At 64.3% G+C, this 15,856-nt stretch carries 14 protein-coding genes; 3 read left to right on the forward strand and 11 right to left on the reverse strand.

What is annotated here, in order from left to right:
- Window positions 1-30: 30 nt before the first annotated feature.
- Window positions 31-690, reverse strand: coding sequence for a PadR family transcriptional regulator (locus F455_RS0117865; protein WP_018974687.1), 660 nt, complete (start codon window positions 688-690; stop codon window positions 31-33).
- Window positions 691-798: 108 nt separating this feature from the next.
- On the opposite strand from F455_RS0117865, the gene F455_RS0117870 reads away from it, so the two are divergent.
- Window positions 799-2,223, forward strand: coding sequence for an MFS transporter (locus F455_RS0117870; protein ID WP_018974688.1), 1,425 nt, complete (start codon window positions 799-801; stop codon window positions 2,221-2,223).
- Window positions 2,224-2,340: 117 nt separating this feature from the next.
- On the opposite strand, the gene F455_RS0117875 is transcribed toward F455_RS0117870, so the two are convergent.
- The 3 genes from F455_RS0117875 to F455_RS0117885 form a co-directional block, all read right to left on the reverse strand.
- The gene (locus F455_RS0117875) at window positions 2,341-2,607 is read right to left on the reverse strand and encodes a DksA/TraR family C4-type zinc finger protein (RefSeq protein WP_020684102.1); all 267 of its coding nucleotides are present in this window, start codon (window positions 2,605-2,607) and stop codon (window positions 2,341-2,343) included.
- A gap of 92 nt (window positions 2,608-2,699) precedes the next feature.
- A complete protein-coding gene (locus F455_RS0117880) occupies window positions 2,700-2,954 on the reverse strand; it encodes a DUF3297 family protein (protein WP_018974690.1) in 255 nt (84 codons plus the stop codon).
- 19 nt (window positions 2,955-2,973) lie between these two features.
- Window positions 2,974-4,461 (reverse strand): WS/DGAT/MGAT family O-acyltransferase, encoded by a 1,488-nt coding sequence (locus F455_RS0117885; RefSeq protein WP_018974691.1) that lies wholly within the window; start codon window positions 4,459-4,461, stop codon window positions 2,974-2,976.
- 125 nt (window positions 4,462-4,586) lie between these two features.
- On the opposite strand from F455_RS0117885, the gene F455_RS0117890 reads away from it, so the two are divergent.
- Window positions 4,587-5,738 carry a cation:proton antiporter gene (locus F455_RS0117890; RefSeq protein ID WP_018974692.1) on the forward strand — a complete coding sequence of 384 codons (1,152 nt, stop codon included), beginning with the start codon at window positions 4,587-4,589 and terminating at the stop codon, window positions 5,736-5,738.
- A 200-nt stretch (window positions 5,739-5,938) separates the two neighbouring features.
- On the opposite strand, the gene F455_RS0117895 is transcribed toward F455_RS0117890, so the two are convergent.
- The 7 genes from F455_RS0117895 to F455_RS0117925 form a co-directional block, all read right to left on the reverse strand.
- The gene (locus F455_RS0117895; protein WP_018974693.1) at window positions 5,939-6,577 is read right to left on the reverse strand and encodes a Pr6Pr family membrane protein; all 639 of its coding nucleotides are present in this window, start codon (window positions 6,575-6,577) and stop codon (window positions 5,939-5,941) included.
- Between the two features lie 43 nt (window positions 6,578-6,620).
- The gene (locus F455_RS0117900; protein ID WP_018974694.1) at window positions 6,621-6,872 is read right to left on the reverse strand and encodes a formate dehydrogenase subunit delta; all 252 of its coding nucleotides are present in this window, start codon (window positions 6,870-6,872) and stop codon (window positions 6,621-6,623) included.
- Complete coding sequence (gene fdhD, locus F455_RS0117905; RefSeq protein ID WP_018974695.1) at window positions 6,869-7,753, reverse strand: formate dehydrogenase accessory sulfurtransferase FdhD; 885 nt, start codon at window positions 7,751-7,753, stop codon at window positions 6,869-6,871. The genes F455_RS0117900 and fdhD overlap by 4 nt, the downstream gene beginning before the upstream one ends.
- Window positions 7,750-10,680 carry a formate dehydrogenase subunit alpha gene (gene fdhF, locus F455_RS0117910; RefSeq protein ID WP_018974696.1) on the reverse strand — a complete coding sequence of 977 codons (2,931 nt, stop codon included), beginning with the start codon at window positions 10,678-10,680 and terminating at the stop codon, window positions 7,750-7,752. Before fdhF ends, fdhD begins: the two co-directional genes overlap by 4 nt.
- Window positions 10,681-10,738: 58 nt before the next feature.
- Window positions 10,739-12,271 carry a formate dehydrogenase beta subunit gene (locus F455_RS0117915; protein WP_018974697.1) on the reverse strand — a complete coding sequence of 511 codons (1,533 nt, stop codon included), beginning with the start codon at window positions 12,269-12,271 and terminating at the stop codon, window positions 10,739-10,741.
- Complete coding sequence (locus F455_RS0117920; RefSeq protein ID WP_018974698.1) at window positions 12,268-12,798, reverse strand: formate dehydrogenase subunit gamma; 531 nt, start codon at window positions 12,796-12,798, stop codon at window positions 12,268-12,270. The genes F455_RS0117915 and F455_RS0117920 overlap by 4 nt, the downstream gene beginning before the upstream one ends.
- 129 nt (window positions 12,799-12,927) lie before the next feature.
- Window positions 12,928-14,589 (reverse strand): OFA family MFS transporter, encoded by a 1,662-nt coding sequence (locus tag F455_RS0117925; RefSeq protein ID WP_026293514.1) that lies wholly within the window; start codon window positions 14,587-14,589, stop codon window positions 12,928-12,930.
- A 147-nt stretch (window positions 14,590-14,736) separates the two neighbouring features.
- Here F455_RS0117925 and F455_RS0117930 point away from each other — a divergent pair, with 147 nt between their 5' ends.
- Window positions 14,737-15,849: a substrate-binding domain-containing protein gene (locus F455_RS0117930; protein WP_018974700.1), complete on the forward strand. Its 1,113-nt coding sequence runs from the start codon at window positions 14,737-14,739 to the stop codon at window positions 15,847-15,849.
- The last annotated feature ends 7 nt before the right edge of the window (window positions 15,850-15,856 follow it).

The following is a 15,856-nucleotide window of genomic DNA, read 5'->3' on the forward strand; positions in this document are numbered from 1 at the left end:
TCTGCCTGCAGCACGCGGCCGAAGCGACGACTATTCGTCGCCGCGAATCTCGGCCGCCGCGCGCTTGAGGATGTCGGCGATGCGCTTGGCTTCCTTGGTCCCCGCGTGGCGCTTGTCGCGCAGTGCGGCTTTGAGTTCGCGGCGCGCGAGCCAAGCATCGCGCCAGATGCCGCCTCGCGGGTCTTCGTCGTCGGCCGCGGAGAAGATCTCGCGCACGCGACCCATCTTCGCGCCGATGCGCGCGAGCTGGTCGAGCATCGCCTCGGCCGCCTCGCGATGCTCTTCCAGGTATTTGCGACCCGTGTCGGTCATCGAATACAGCTTCTTCGCACCTTCGGCAGCGACACTGGCGTAGCCAACTTCCTCGAGCCAGGTCAACGCCGGATAGACCATGCCCGGGCTCGGCGCATAGAAGCCGCCCGAGCGCTCCTCGAGCGCCTTGATCAACTCGTAGCCGTGACTCGGCTGTTCGGCGAGCAGCGCAAGCAGCACGAGCTGCAGTTCGCCCGAAGCAAGCTTGCGTCCCATGCGGAAATCGCCGCTGCCGAAACCGTGGCCGCCGAAAAAACCGCCGCCAAAAGCGCCGAACCCGTGCCGGCCGCGCCCGCGGCCGATGCACATCGCTTCGCCGATGCCATCAGCTAAACGATGCAGGCGGTCGTGCAGGCCGTTGTGGAAATGTGAATGCATGGCACTCTCCTATTTATCGTTAGTTGTATCTTACGATATATTTTTTCGATGTCAATAAACCTAAGACGAGAGCATGGCCATGCCCTGCCGTGCGACAATATGGCGGTCATGGATTCCCCCAATCCGCCTGAGGCTGGGACCTCCCCCGCCGATACCGTCGTCGCGCTCGACGCCCGCGCCAAGCGTAGCCTGCTCTGGCTGATCGCCTCCTCGTTCTTCATGCAAATGCTCGACTCGACGATCGTCAACACGGCGGCGCCGAGCATCGCCGCCGCGCTGGCCGTGTCGCCGCTGTCGATCAAGACCGCCCTGATCAGCTACACATTGAGCCTCGCCGTCTTCATTCCGCTGAGCTCGTGGCTCGCCGACCGCTTCGGCACGCGTCGCGTTTTCTGGGCGGCGATCGCGATCTTCACCGCCAGCTCGCTCGCCTGCGGACTCGCGCAGAACCTGACCATGCTCGTTGCCTCGCGCATCGTGCAGGGCTTCGGCGGGGCGATGATGATGCCGGTCGGGCGCCTGGCGATCCTGCGCAGCTTCAGCAAAGCCGAATTCGTCAGCGCGATGGCGTTCGCGACGATTCCAGGCTTGATCGGCCCGGCGATCGGGCCGTTCCTCGGCGGCGTGTTCTCGACCTGGCTGTCCTGGCGCATGATCTTCCTCGTCAACCTGCCGTTCGGTCTCGTCGGCTTGTGGATGACGCGCAGGCATATGCCCGACTACCGTGCGTCTTCGACCACACCGCTCGATCTCACCGGCTTCGCCCTCTTCGGCCTCGGCGTCGGTGGCCTGTCGTGGGGGCTGGAACAGGTGGTCGAGGGACAATACGTGCGGACCTTGCTGATCGGCGCGCCGGCAATCGCACTGCTCGTCGTCTATGCCTGGCGCAGCCTGCGCATTGCGCATCCGATCGTCGATCTGCATCTGTTGCGCATAGCGAGTTTCCGTATCGGCATCAACGGCAGCTTCACCACGCGGCTCGGCGTCGGCGGCATCTACTTCCTGCTTACCCTCTTGTTCCAGGTCGGATTCGGCTATTCGCCGGTCATGGCCGGCCTGCTGCAGACGCCACAGGCGATCGCCATGCTGTCGACCCGTTTCTTCGTCGCCTCGATCATCCGCCACCTGGGCTACCGGCGCGTATTGGTCGTCAACACCGCCCTCGCCGGCCTGATGATTCTCTCGTTCGCAACCTTCGATGCGAATACGCCGATCTGGCGCCTGTGCACGCAGGTGTTTCTGTTCGGCATGGTCATGTCGATCCAGTACACCGCGGTCAACACGCTCGGCTTCGTCGACCTCGTGCCCGCGCAGGCGAGCATGGGCTCGTCGATGTCGAGCACGGCGCAAAATCTTTCGATCAGCTTTGGCGTCGCTTTCGGCTCACTGCTGATGGCGGCGTTCCTGCCCGTCGGCGCCGGGAGCGGAGAATCCTACATCGGCGCATTTCACGCGACGGTGATCATCCTCGGCATCGTTACGATACTGTCGTCGGCGGTGTTCTATCGCTTACCGCGTGCTGCTGCGGCATGAGCGCCGTCAGAGTCTGGACGTCGGCAACGGTCAGTACCGAAAGGCGCGCAACACGACGACGGTCACGAGGCCCAGCCGCATCGATCAATGGCGTCCAGACCGATCCACTGCGTAACCTCAGCGCAGTTGGCTGTCCTTGCTTCCGCGCCGGTTGTAGCCGCTGAACGCCGCTTCCGCCTTGTCGTGTTCCGATTGGCAGGCCACACACAGGCGCACGCCGGGCACAGCCTTGCGCCGTGCTTCGGGGATGGCCGCGCCACATTCCTCGCAGCGCTTCAGGCTCGCTCCGCGCGGCACGCGGCTGCGCGCACGCTTGACCGCGTCCGCGACCGTCGCATCGATCTGGTCTTGCACGGCGCCGTCGCCGGCCCACCCGGTAGCCATCATGCCTCCTGATATCCGCAAAAGCCCAACGGCAGAACAATTGCGGCGCTCGCGGCAAAACTCAACCGTCGTTGTTGCGCAGAGCGTGGTACCTATTTTTCCTGCGCAGCCGCGTCGAGGAAATACGGTTCGACCTTGCCGCTGAATTTCAGCGTCATCGGCCGCCCGCGGCGGTCGAGCGCGCGCGGCACGGCCATGCGCACCCAGCCTTCACTGACGCAGTATTCCTCTACCGTGGTCTTTTCCTCGCCGTTGAAACGGATGCCGATGCCGCGCGTGAGGACGGCCTCGTCGTAGAACTTGCTGCGCGGGTCATTGGAAAGGTGGTCGGGAGGCGTATCGCTCATGTGTGGAACCAATGCGGAATCAGGATTGCGAATTGTAGTGCGCCAGCGTCGCCTGCGCATCGGCGGCGGCGATGTCTTGCTCCCAGTCTTCCATCAGCGTGATCAGCGCGATCTTTTCGAATTCGGCGGCGAAGCGGCGCACGATCGCGCCGGGATCGGCGACGCGCTTGCCGTCGGTGATCAAGCCGAAGTAGACGTGGCCGTGATAAGAAAGAATCGAGATGCCCATGCCGATCGAGCCGTTCTGCGGCACCCAGAACATCAACTCGCGCATTTCACAACCGGCGAGATAGAGCGGCATCTGCGGCCCGGGCACGTTGGTCGCGACCGCGGTCGCCTTGCGCGAGAACAGTTCGAGCGCCAGGCGCTGGATCGCCGCGGGCGCCATGCCGACCGCGGACAACAAGCCGAATGTCAGCGCGGCCTGTTTGGACTTCTTCAGCTCGCCCATGTTCGCAGCGACGCGTTCGAGCCTGCGCAGCGGATTCGCCTCGCCGATCGGCAGATCGAGAAACACCAGGCCGAAATGGTTGCCGAGTTTCTTCGCGTGTTCGAGCGGGCGCAGGTTGACCGGCACCGTGGCGCGAATGGTCAGGCCATCGACGTCCTCGCCCTGCTCGCGCAGATAGCTGCGCAGCGCGCCCGCGGCGCTCGCGAGCAGCACGTCGTTGACCGTGCAGCCAAGCGCCTTGCCGACGACCTTGACCTCATCGAGCGGCATCGGCTCGGCCCAGGCGACACGCTTGGACTTGCCCAGTTCGCCCTTGAATGCGGTCGGTGGATCGTCGGACAAAGTCAGCGCAACCGCGAGTTCGCGCGCAATTTCACCACCCTCCTTCGCGATGAGCGCGGCAACCTCGGGATGGGCGAGTAGTTCGCTGCCCTTCTCCAGCGCCTTCTCGCCGAGTTCGAGTACCTTCGACAAACCCGCGCTCGCCGGCTGCAGGAGGCGCTGCAACACGCTACCCTGATCCTTCTTCAGCCAGACTTGCGCAAGTTCGGCATGTTTCTTTTCCTTCGGACTTGCATCGGTCAGCGACAACAGCACCTGCACGAGCGCCATGCCGTCGGCGTAGCAGTGGTGGATGCGCGCGATCAGGACGCTGCCGGCGCGCTTGCCGTCAGGCGCATAGTTGTCGATCAGATGGAATTGCCACAGCGGCCGCGCGTGATTGAGCGGGGATGACGCGAGATCGCTGACGAATTCCTCGAGCGCGGGTTTGTCGGCTTTGCCGGGCAGCGCGACGAGGCGCACGTGCCAGTCGAGGTCGAGATCGCGATCGGTTTCCCAATACGCCGCGCTGGCCGCATCGACGGCTTTCTGCTGAAAGCGCTTGTAAGCGAGCCAGCGCTGCGCGATCAGCGCCTTCAATTTGCCGAGACCCATGCGCTCGGTGAAGATCATCACGCCGGTGATCATCATCAGGTTGGTCGGGCTTTCCATGCGCAGCCACGCCGTATCGACCTTGGACATGGCTTCCCGCGTCTCGCGCAACACTGCCGGCATCGCCGCTCCCCATGCATTTTTGTTTGCGTCCGTGCGAGCTAGATCAACAAGCGGGCTTCCTGCCCGCACTCTTCAATAATATTCTCCGCCTAGCATCCGGCCTCGCCGGGGAAAAGGCAACCGCAATGCAGCACAGCCACGACATCCTGCTCAGCCTGTTCGTCATCTTCGTCGCGGCACAAATCGGCGGTTTTCTGGCACGCGCCATCAAACTGCCCAGCGTGGTCGGCGAAATCGTCGCCGGCTGCGTGATCGGGCCGTCGGCGCTCGGCTGGATCGCACCGTCCGAGCCGCTCGAAGTCTTGTCCGAAATCGGCGTCGTGTTGCTGTTGTTCGCGGTCGGCCTGGAAACGCGCATCGAGGAAATGAAACGGGTCGGCCACAGCGCGTTCCTGGTCGGACTGTTGGGCGTGATCGTGCCGTTCCTGCTCGGCTCGCTATGGGCGCATGGCGCGGGCTACGATTGGGCGAAATCCCTGTTCATCGCCGCGGCCTTTGTCGCCACTTCCGCCGGCATCACCGCACGCGTACTGCAGGAACTCGGCGTGCTCCAGCGCGAGGAATCGCGCGTGATCCTCGGCGCCGCGGTCATCGACGACATCCTCGCGATGCTGCTGCTCGGCATCGTCACCGCACTGCAAGCCGGCGAAAACGTGCATATCGGCAAGCTCGCGATCGTGCTGGCCGAGGCGATCGGTTTCGTCGTCGTGATCGGCCTGTTCGGCACGCGCCTCGCGCGGCGTTCGGCGGCGAGGCTCGGCACGCGCGAGATCGATCTGCTGCCTGCGGCGCTGGCGCTGTGCGTGGGTCTCGCGTTCCTGTCGACACAATTCGGCTTGGCCGCGATCATCGGCGCCTTCCTCGCCGGCATGGTTGCCTCGGAGACGCCCCAGCACCGGAAACTCGAACACGATACCAAGCCGCTGCTGATGCTGATGACGCCATTCTTCTTCGTCCTGACCGGCGCCAAGATCGAGCTCGCGCAGCTCGCATCCACCGACGCCTTGCTGACGCTTGCGCTGATCACGTTGATCGCACTCGTCTCGAAACTGGTCGGCGGCGGCCTCGGCGCACTCGCGCTCGGCAAGCGCAGCGCGCTGATCGTCGGCGTCGGCATGATGCCACGCGGCGAAGTCGGCGTCGTGATCGCCAGCCTCGGCCTCGCCGCCGGCGTGTTTTCGCCGCACATTTACGCGCTGATCGTCGCGATGTCGCTCATAACTTCGATCGTCACGCCACCGCTGCTGGCGTTGCTGCTGAAGAACGAAAAAACCTGAGTGCGATTCTATCCGGATGTCGAATTGGATTGACGCAATGCAAGCGCAGGTAACGAACGGGCAATTTGCTGTGCCCGCTCCACTGCATATGTTTGTCCATCATGCTGCTCAGCGACTTGCCTGCGGGGGCGGACGCACCGTTGGCCTTCGGAATCGCTTCGAACCTTTCCTGCCCGGAAACAGCCCGCGTCCGGCGCCCCTCAGCGCTGCGATCGTCTCCTTGCGATCGCGACGAGCAGTGCGGCGATCGCGAAGAAAGCGATCAGGATCGCGAGCGCATTGACGATCACGCGCCCGGTGCCCAGCGTCGGCACATCGATGAATGGATACGGATAGAAACCGTCGACCGCACCGCGCACCATCGCGTAGGCGAAATAGGCGATCGGGTACGCGGCCCAGCGGATGATTTCTATATAGCGTAGCGGTTGCGTCAATGCGGCCAGCCACCACCAGCCGAGAAACAGGAGCGGATCGACGTTGTGCAACAACACGTCCGCAAGCAATTGCAGGCCTTGTGGATTCCAGGTGTTGCGCAGCAGCAGGTTGTAGGCGATGCCGACAAGAACGATGTTCGCGGCGATGCCGGTCACGATGCCAGGCGAAACCAGAACATTTGCGGATCGACGCAACGCCGCCGCAGCCAGCGCCGCGGCGGCGATCAGGTTGGTCAGGATTGTGAAAAAGGCGAAATACGTCCAGACGCCATTCCACGCACCACGCCCGTTCGTCTGCGCGAGTTCGATCGAAAGCCAAAGCTGCAACAGCAGCGCGAACCAGGCGGTCGCCGCTGCGGCACGCGCATACCAAAGCTTGTGGTCGTTTCGCTGCAGTGTCCGCATGGCGCGATTCTACGCACCGCAGCGCGCCCGCGCAGCAGCAATATCAGGCTGAGGTCTTCGCTGCTTCGGCAAGCCGCGCGATCGCGGCACGCGCAAGCTCATTGAGCCCCTCGCCGCTGTGTCCGGCGAAGTGCGCAAGGATCTTCTTGCGCATGCGCGGCTCCCAGAAACGTGTGATGTGATTCACGATGCCGTCGACCGCGAGCTTGCGATCCGGCTCCGAATGAAAGTAGTCGGCAATGTCGTTCGCCATCTTGACGAGTGCCGCCGAGCTGTCGTGCGCTTGCGTGGTCATGCCCCATGTTCCGCTGGTTGTCTGCCTGCCCGCTGCGGCGGGCCGGATGCCTGCGCCGCAGCCGCGATCAATCGCCGACCGTTGGCGTAGACGCCGTAGCCGTCCGCGCGGGCAAAGCCGATGAGGGTGACATCCGCCTCCTGCGCCAGCGCGATCGCCAGCGCAGTCGGCGCCGAGATCGCGACGAGGAAGCCGATGCCGACCGTGGCTGCCTTCATCACCATTTCGTAGCTGGCGCGACTGGTGACGACGAGGAAGCCCTCGTGCGGATCGACCCCGGCACGCTGCATCGCGCCGATGAGCTTGTCGAGTGCGTTGTGACGGCCGACGTCTTCGCGCAGCAGCGCCACGCTGCCGTCGAGATTCGCCCATGCTGCCGCATGCACTGCGCCCGTGGCCGCGTTGACGACCTGGCGCTGCTGCATCTCGCCTAGCGCCTGGCGCAAAGCGCCTTCGTGCACTTCGGCAGCGCCGTCCACCGCCGGCGGATGCCGCACAGCTGCGTCCAGCGTCTGCGCGCCGCAGAGGCCGCAGCCGGTGCGCCCGGTAAGCTCGCGCACGCGGTCCTCGAGCACGGCGGCCTTCACCTCGGGGATGGCAATGTGCAGCTCTATGCCGGCCAGGGCTTCAGCCACTTCCACTTTCTCGAATTGCGCGGCGCTGTCGATGATGCCCTCGCTCAACGAGAACCCGAGCGCGAAGTCCTCCAGATCGACCGGCGTCGCCATCATCACCGCGTGCGGGCGTTCGTTGTAGACGAAGGCGATCGGAATCTCTTCGGCGATCGCGTCGCGCACGCGCACGGCGACGCCGTTGCGATGGCGCTCGACCTCGCGTGCGACGGCGCCACGGGGCAACGCTGTTGCGGACTTGTCGTTCAAACCGCGGTCGCTCCGGATTCGCGCAGCAATTCCTGCTGCTGCTCACTGAACACGCGATAGCGCTGTTGCCATTCCGAGGGCTGGCTCACGCGCGTGATCTGCACCGCGGTGACCTTGTATTCGGGACAGTTCGTCGCCCAGTCGGAGTTGTCGGTCGTGATCACATTCGCGCCCGAGAACGGGAAGTGGAACGTCGTATACACTACGCCCGGTTGCATGCGCGCGCTGATCGTCGCGCGTAGCACGGTCTGCCCGGCGCGGCTTTCGATGCCGACCCAGTCGCCCTCGGCGATGCCGCGATCCTCCGCATCCTGCGGGTGGATGTCGAGGCGGTCCTCGCTGTGCCAGCGGCTGTTCTCGGTGCGCCGCGTCTGCGCACCGACGTTGTACTGCGAAAGGATGCGGCCGGTAGTCAGGATCAGCGGATACTTCGCATTGACCTTTTCCGCGGTCGGCACGTACTCGGTCAGCATGAAGCGGCCCTTGCCGCGGACGAATTCGTGCACGTGCATGGTCGGCGTGCCGAGCGGCGCCTCTTCGTTGCAAGGCCACTGGATGCTGCCGAGCTCATCGAGCTTCTTGAAACTGACACCGGCGAACGTCGGCGTCAGCCGCGCGATCTCGTCCATGATTTCGGACGGATGCGCGTAGTTCATCAAATAGCCCATCGCGTTCGACAGCAACTGGGTGATCTCCCAATCGGCATAGCCATTCTTCGGTTGCATGACCTTGCGCACGAGCGAGATGCGGCGCTCGGCATTGGTGAACGTGCCGTCCTTCTCGAGGAACGACGAACCGGGCAGGAACACGTGCGCGAACTTGGCCGTTTCGTTGAGGAACAGGTCCTGCACGACGACGCACTCCATCGCGGTCAACGCCGCGGTGACGTGCTGCGTGTTCGGATCGGACTGGGCGATGTCCTCGCCTTCGATGTAGATACCCCTGAACTCGCCGTCGAGCGCAGCTTCGAACATGTTCGGTATGCGCAGCCCCGGTTCGTTTTGCAAATGCACGTTCCATGCCTGCTCGAACGTCGCGCGCACGGCGTTGTCGGCGACATGCCGGTAGCCGGGAAACTCGTGCGGGAACGAACCCATGTCGCAGGACCCCTGCACGTTGTTCTGTCCGCGCAACGGATTGACGCCGACGCCTTCGCGGCCGATGTTGCCGGTCGCCATCGCGAGGTTGGCGATGCCCATGACCGTGGTCGAGCCTTGCGAATGTTCGGTCACGCCGAGGCCGTAGTAGATCGCGCCATTGCCGCCGGTAGCATACAGCCGCGCAGCGGATCGAACCTGCGCTGCAGGCACGCCGGTCACGCTTTCCATCGCCTCGGGCGAGTTGCGCTGCTCGCTGACGAACGCACGCCACTTCGCGAACGCGTCGGCCTCGCAGCGCGTGCGCACGAACTCTTCGTCGACCAGGCCCTCGGTCACGATCGCATGCGCGAGCGCGGTCACGAGCGCGACGTTCGTACCCGGCTTGAGCTTGAGGTGATAGTCGGCCTGCACATGCGGCGTGCGCACGATGTCGATGGAGCGCGGATCGACGACGATCAGCTTCGCGCCCTGACGCAGCCGCCGCTTCATCTGCGAGGCGAACACCGGATGACCGTCGGTCGGATTGGCACCGATGACCATGATGACGTCGGCTTGCATCACCGAATCGAAGTCCTGCGTGCCGGCGGATTCGCCGAGCGTCTGCTTGAGGCCGTAGCCGGTCGGCGAATGGCAGACGCGCGCGCAGGTATCGACGTTGTTGTTGCCGAAGCCGGCACGCACGAGCTTCTGCACGAGATAAGTCTCCTCGTTCGTGCAACGCGAGGAGGTGATGCCGCCGATCGAATCGCGGCCGTATTTCGCCTGGATGCGCTTGAACTCGGACGCGGCGTGTGCGATCGCTTCCTCCCACGAAACCTCGCGCCACGGATCGGAAATCTTCGAGCGGACCATCGGCTTGAGGATGCGGTCCTTGTGCGTGGCATAGCCGATCGCGAAGCGACCCTTGACGCAGGAATGGCCGTGGTTCGCGCGGCCGTCCTTGTTCGGCACCATGCGTACGATTTCCTCACCGCGCATCTCGGCGCGGAAAGAGCAGCCAACGCCGCAGTAGGCGCAGGTCGTGGTGACGCTGTGCTCCGCTTGGCCGATCTTGATCAGCGATGTCTCGCTCAGCGTCGCGGTCGGGCACGCCTGCACGCAGGCGCCGCACGAGACGCATTCGGAATCCATGAAACCTTCATCCTGGCTTGCGGCGACTTTTGAAGCGAAGCCACGCCCCTGGATTGTCAGCGCAAGCGTGCCCTGCTGCTCGTCGCAGGCGCGCACGCAGCGCGAGCAGACGATGCACTTGGAGGGATCGAAGGTGAAGTACGGATTTGATTCGTCTTTAGCGGAAAAAAGCGGGTTCTTTCCGTTTTGCGTGCGCACCGCGGTGATTTCGCCGAAACCCTTCGGCACCGGTTGTCGGCTTTCTGCATAGACGTGATTCACACCATCATAGCCATAGCGCACGTCGCGCAGGCCGACTGCGCCGGCCATGTCCTGCAGCTCGCAGTGGCCGTTCGCCGGACAGGTCAGGCAGTCCAACGGATGGTCGGAAATGTACAGCTCCATGACGCCGCGGCGAATGTCGGCGAGCTTCGCGTTCTGCGTCGTCACCTTCATGCCGGCCGCGACGGGCGTCGTGCACGAGGCCGGATAGCCCTTCATGCCTTCGATCTGCACGAGGCAGAGCCGGCACGAACCGAACGCATCGAGCAACTCGGTCGCGCACAGTTTCGGAATCTGGACGCCCGCCTCGGATGCCGCGCGCAGCACCGAGGTACCTGCCGGCACGCTCACTTCGCGTCCGTCGATCGTCAGCGTGATTTGCTGCGCGGACTTGGACTTGGGCGTACCGAAATCGAGTTCGACTATGGATAGCATGGTTCACCTCTCAAAAGCATCGCCGTCATTCCGCAAGAGACTGTCGGCGTGGCGGGCATCAAGCAAAATCCTGCGGAAAATATTTCAACGCGCTGACGACCGGATCCGGGGTCAGCCCGCCGAGTGCGCACAATGAACCGTAGCGCATCGTGTTGCACAAGTCGTCGAGCAGCGCGAGATTCTTCTCGCGCTCGATGTTCGCGCGGATGCGGTCGAGCACTTCCGTGCCGCGCGTCGACCCGATCCGGCACGGCGTGCACTTGCCGCACGATTCAACCGCACAGAACTCCATCGCGTAGCGCGCTTGCTCGAACATGTCGACGGTATCGTCGAAGGCGACGATGCCGCCGTGGCCGAGCATCGCGCCGATCGCGGCGAAGGCCTCGTAGTCGACCACGGTGTCGAACTGCGATTCGGGCAGGTAGGCGCCGAGCGGACCGCCGACCTGCACGGCGCGGATCGGTCGGCCGCTCAACGAGCCGCCGCCGTAGTCGTAGAGCAATTCGCGCAAGGTCGCGCCGAACGCTTTTTCGACCAGGCCGGTGCGCTTGAGGTTCCCCGCGAGCTGAATCGGCAGCGTGCCGCGCGAGCGGCCGGCGCCATAGTCACGATAGAACTGCGCACCCCTGTCGAGAATGATCGGCACCGAAGCGAACGAGATCACGTTGTTGATTACAGTCGGCTTGCCGAACAGGCCCTGGATCGCCGGCAGCGGCGGCTTGAAGCGCACCTGGCCGCGCTTGCCTTCCAGGCTGTCGAGCAACGATGTTTCCTCGCCGCAGATGTAGGCGCCGGCGCCGAGACGCACCTCGAGATCGAAATTCTTGTCGCTGCCGAGGATGTTCGTGCCGAGCCAGCCGGCTGCGTAAGCGTTCGCGATCGCCGCGTTCAGCGCACGATGCGCATGCGGATACTCGCTGCGCAGATAGATGTAACCCTGCGTCGCGCCGACCGCGACGGCGGCAATCGTCATGCCCTCGACGAGGCAGAGCGGATCGCCTTCCATCAGCATGCGATCGGAGAACGTGCCCGAATCGCCTTCGTCGGCATTGCAGACGATGTACTTCTGCGTGCCTGCCGCGCCGAGCACCGTGTTCCATTTGATGCCCGTTGGGAACGCCGCGCCGCCGCGGCCGCGCAGGCCGGAATCTGTCACGGCCTTGACGATGTCGACCCCGCTCATCGCCAGCGCATTGCGCAAGCCGGCGTGACCGCCGTGGGCGACGTAGTCGTCGACGCTGAGCGGGTCGGTGACGCCAACGCGCGCGAAGCACAGGCGCTGTTGGTTCTTGAACCAAGGTTGGTCCCCGACCGCACCGACACGCAGTGCGTGTGCCTCACCCTGCACGAAATTCGCAGCGAACAGAGCGGCCACGTCCGCAGCCTTGACCGGGCCATAGGCAATACGCCCGGCCGGCGTCGCGACTTCAACCAGCGGTTCGAGCCAGAACATGCCGCGCGAGCCGTTGCGCACGAGTTCGATTTCGATGCCGCGTTGCTTGGCTTCATCGACGATGGCCCGTGCGGTCGCCTCGGCGCCAAGTGCAAGCGCAGTCGCATCGCGCGGCACGAATATCTTCACGCCGCTCATGGCGCCGTCCTCGCCGTCTTCAGCAACTCGTCGAATAGGGCCGGCGTCACGCGCGCATGCAATTCGTCATCGCCGATCAGTACCGATGGACCGCAGCCGCAGTTGCCGAGGCAGTAGACCGGCTCGAGCGTGATTGCGCCGTCGCTCGTCGTCTCGTGGAAGTCGATACCGAGCGCTTTCTTGGCATGCACCTCGAGCGCGCGTGCGCCGAGCGCCTGGCAGGCCTCGGCGCGACAGATTTGCACGACCTTGCGTCCCGGCGGCGCGCTGCGGAAGTGGTGATAGAACGTCACCACGCCGTGCACTTCGGCGCGAGTCAGGTTGAGGCTCTGCGCGATCAACGCGAGCGAATCCGGCGGAACGTATCCGAGCGCATCTTGCACGGCGTGCAAGACCGGCAGCAACGCGCCGGGCTTCGCATGGTGCATATCGATCGCCTGCGCTACCGCTTGTCGCACCGGCGCCGGCAAGTCGGCGGACTTGCGCTTCGCGCCATCGACGAGCACATTGATTTTTGCTGGCTTCATAGGCTTGCCGTCATCGAGTTCATTGCACCGCTTCCATTCGTCGTCCCGGCGACCATCGCGATCGGAATCGCACCTGCTTCGACCCGGAGTCCGGCCGCCGGGTTCCGGCTATCGCGGGATGCGAAACGTTCAAAATAGTGCCGCCACTTTTTGCAGGGTAATCCATACGCCCCACGCCACCGGAATGCCAATCGCGACCCATGCCGCGTAGACCAGAACGATCGGCGTCGGCGAACCGCCGTTGCCGCGCGCGGGTCCGACCGCGTTCGCGATCGCGGCGTCGTGCGCGAGCTTGCGTTCCGCGGCGAGTTCCGCGTCGGTCATGAACCACTTCGCCGCCACAGGCCGCACCAGCGCGTTGCAGATCAGGCCGACGACGAGCAAGCCGACCAGCACATACATGGTCGTGTCATAGACCTGGTTGCGCGCCACGCCCGCGGCAATCTGCGCGTCGCGGAACGAGCTGATCAGCAGCGGACCGATCACGCCGGCCGCGGACCACGCCGTCAGCAGGCGCCCGTGGATCGCGCCGACCATTTGTGTACCGAACATGTCGGCGAGGTAGGCAGGGACCGTCGCGAACCCGCCGCCGTACATGGTCAGGATCACGCAGAACGCCGCGACGAACAACGCAACCTGCCCGGCATGGCCGAGGCTCGGCACCAGGCCGTAGAGGACAATGCCGAGGACAAAGAAGATGAAGTACGTGGGCTTGCGCCCAAGATAATCCGACACCGAGGCCCAGCCGAAGCGGCCGGCGATGTTGAACAGGCTGAGCAGGCCGGTGAACCCGGCGGCGATCGCCGCGATTGCGCCTTTCTGCACCGGGTCGAGTTCACTGAAGCCCGCACCGACACCGATGAGCTTTCCGCCGAACACTTCCTGCAGCATCGGCGAGGCCATCGCGAGTACGCCGATGCCGGCGCTGACGTTCATGCACAGCACGCCCCAAATGCACCAGAACTGCGGCGTCCTCCAGGCCTTGTCGAGATGCACCTGGCCGCGCGTGATCATTGCCTTGCCGGCGGCGTCCACAGGCAGTGTCCAGCCCTTCGGCGACCAGCCAGCCGGCGGGATGCGGTAGCCGAAGGCGCCGATCAGCATGACGACAAGATAGATCGCTCCCATCGCGGCGAAGGTTTCCCAGACGCCGACCGAGGTGGGCGTCGCGAAGTGCTTCATCAGCTTGTCCGCAAGCGGCGCGCCAATCATCGCACCGCCGCCGAAGCCCATGATGGCCATGCCCGTGGCCATGCCGCGCCGGTCGGGAAACCATTTGATCAGCGTCGATACGGGCGAGATGTAGCCCAAGCCCAGGCCGACGCCGCCGATCACGCCAGTGCCAAGCCAGATCAGCCAGAGCTGGTGGACGTAGATGCCGAGCGCGCCGAGCAGAAAGCCGCCCACCCAGCAGCATGCCGAAACAAAACCTGCCTTACGCGGACCGACGCGTTCGAGCCAACCGCCCCACAGCGCGGCGGAGACGCCAAGTACGACAATGAACAGCGTGAAGGTGAACGTGAGCGACGACACCGACCAGTCGCAATTCGTCACGAACAATTCGGAAAACCAGCTCGTGCCCGCGGGACAGGCGATCGGTTTGGCGATGCCCAGCGCTTTCGACAGCGGCAGCCAGAACACCGAAAACCCATACGCCATGCCGATACACAAATGTATGCAAAGCGCTGCGGGTGGCACCAGCCAACGGTTGAAGCCGTCAGCGGCGACCGTGCGCTCCTTGTCGAGCAGGCCCGTGGAATTGCCAGGAATTGCGTCTATTGCGCTAGCCATCTCCCCTCCTGTGCGCCGCTCGAGCGGCTTGTCGATGTCGATCGGGCCGCGCTCACAGCCGGCATCCGTCGCACTTTTGCACCATAGCGGAGCGCTCGAGAACAGAATATGCTTTAGAAAGCCTATTTGTCCTGCCACCCAGACGCCATGTTCAAAGTCACGATCAAGCCGCAGTGGCAGGTGCAGGCGCCAAGCGGCGAGCCGGCGCTGCTGCGTCTGGTCGAACTGCTCGTCGGCATCCATGAGACCGGCAGCCTCGCCCGCGCCTGTGCGCTTGCGAATCTCTCCTACCGTTATGCCTGGGGCATGTTGCAGACGGGCGAGAAGACGCTCGGCGCCGCCCTCATTGAAGCGCAGCGTGGCAGCGGCACCAAGCTCACTCCGCTCGGCGAAAAACTCGTATGGGCCGACAAGCGCATCGCCGCGCGGCTGTCGCCGCTGCTCGACAGCCTGTCGTCCGAGATCGAAGTCGAGTTCGAGCATGCGTTCGTGCCGAGCGAGCGTGTCCTGCGCGTCCACGCCACGCACGGTTTCGCGGTCGAGTCGCTGCATCGCTTCATGAATCGACGCCAGATTGCCGCCGACGTCAAATATCGCAGCAGCATGGACGTACTCGCGTCGCTCGTGCACGACAGCTGCGACCTGGCCGGCCTGCACATCCCCATCGGCGAATTCGAAGCGCCGATGCTGCGGCTCTACGCGCCATCGCTGAAGCACGGCGATTTCGTCATCATCGACCTGGTCACGCGACGCCAGGGCATCTTGGTCGCGCGCGGCAATCCGAAGAAGATCCGCCGCATGCGCGACCTCACCCGCCGCGGCGTGCGCTTCGTCAACCGTCAACACGACTCGGCCACGCGAGCCGTGCTTGATCTCGTGCTCGCCAGGGAGAAGATCGACGTAGGCGCCATCCAGGGCTACGACAACGTCGAATTCACCCATGCCGCCGTCGCCGCGTTCATCGCGAGCAACATGGCCGATGCCGGCTTCGGCCTGGAAACGCCAGCCCAGCGTTTCGGTCTCGACTACATCCCGATCCTGCGCGAGCGGTATTTCTTTCTCTGCCCACGCGCGATCTACGAAACTCCGGCGCTGGATCGTGTGCTCGCCATTCTGCGCAGCAACGAGTTCCGCAAGATTGCCAACGCGCTGCCCGGCTACGACGCCGAGCACTGCGGTCGCGTGCTCGACCTGCACGACGCGTTCCCAGCGCTGAAAGCCGAACCGCGCATCGATGCGCGAGCGCGTTCTCGGAAATAGGCGAGGA

Origin of the sequence: Rudaea cellulosilytica DSM 22992, from assembly GCF_000378125.1 — a bacterium.
GTDB classification, from domain to species: domain Bacteria; phylum Pseudomonadota; class Gammaproteobacteria; order Xanthomonadales; family Rhodanobacteraceae; genus Rudaea; species Rudaea cellulosilytica.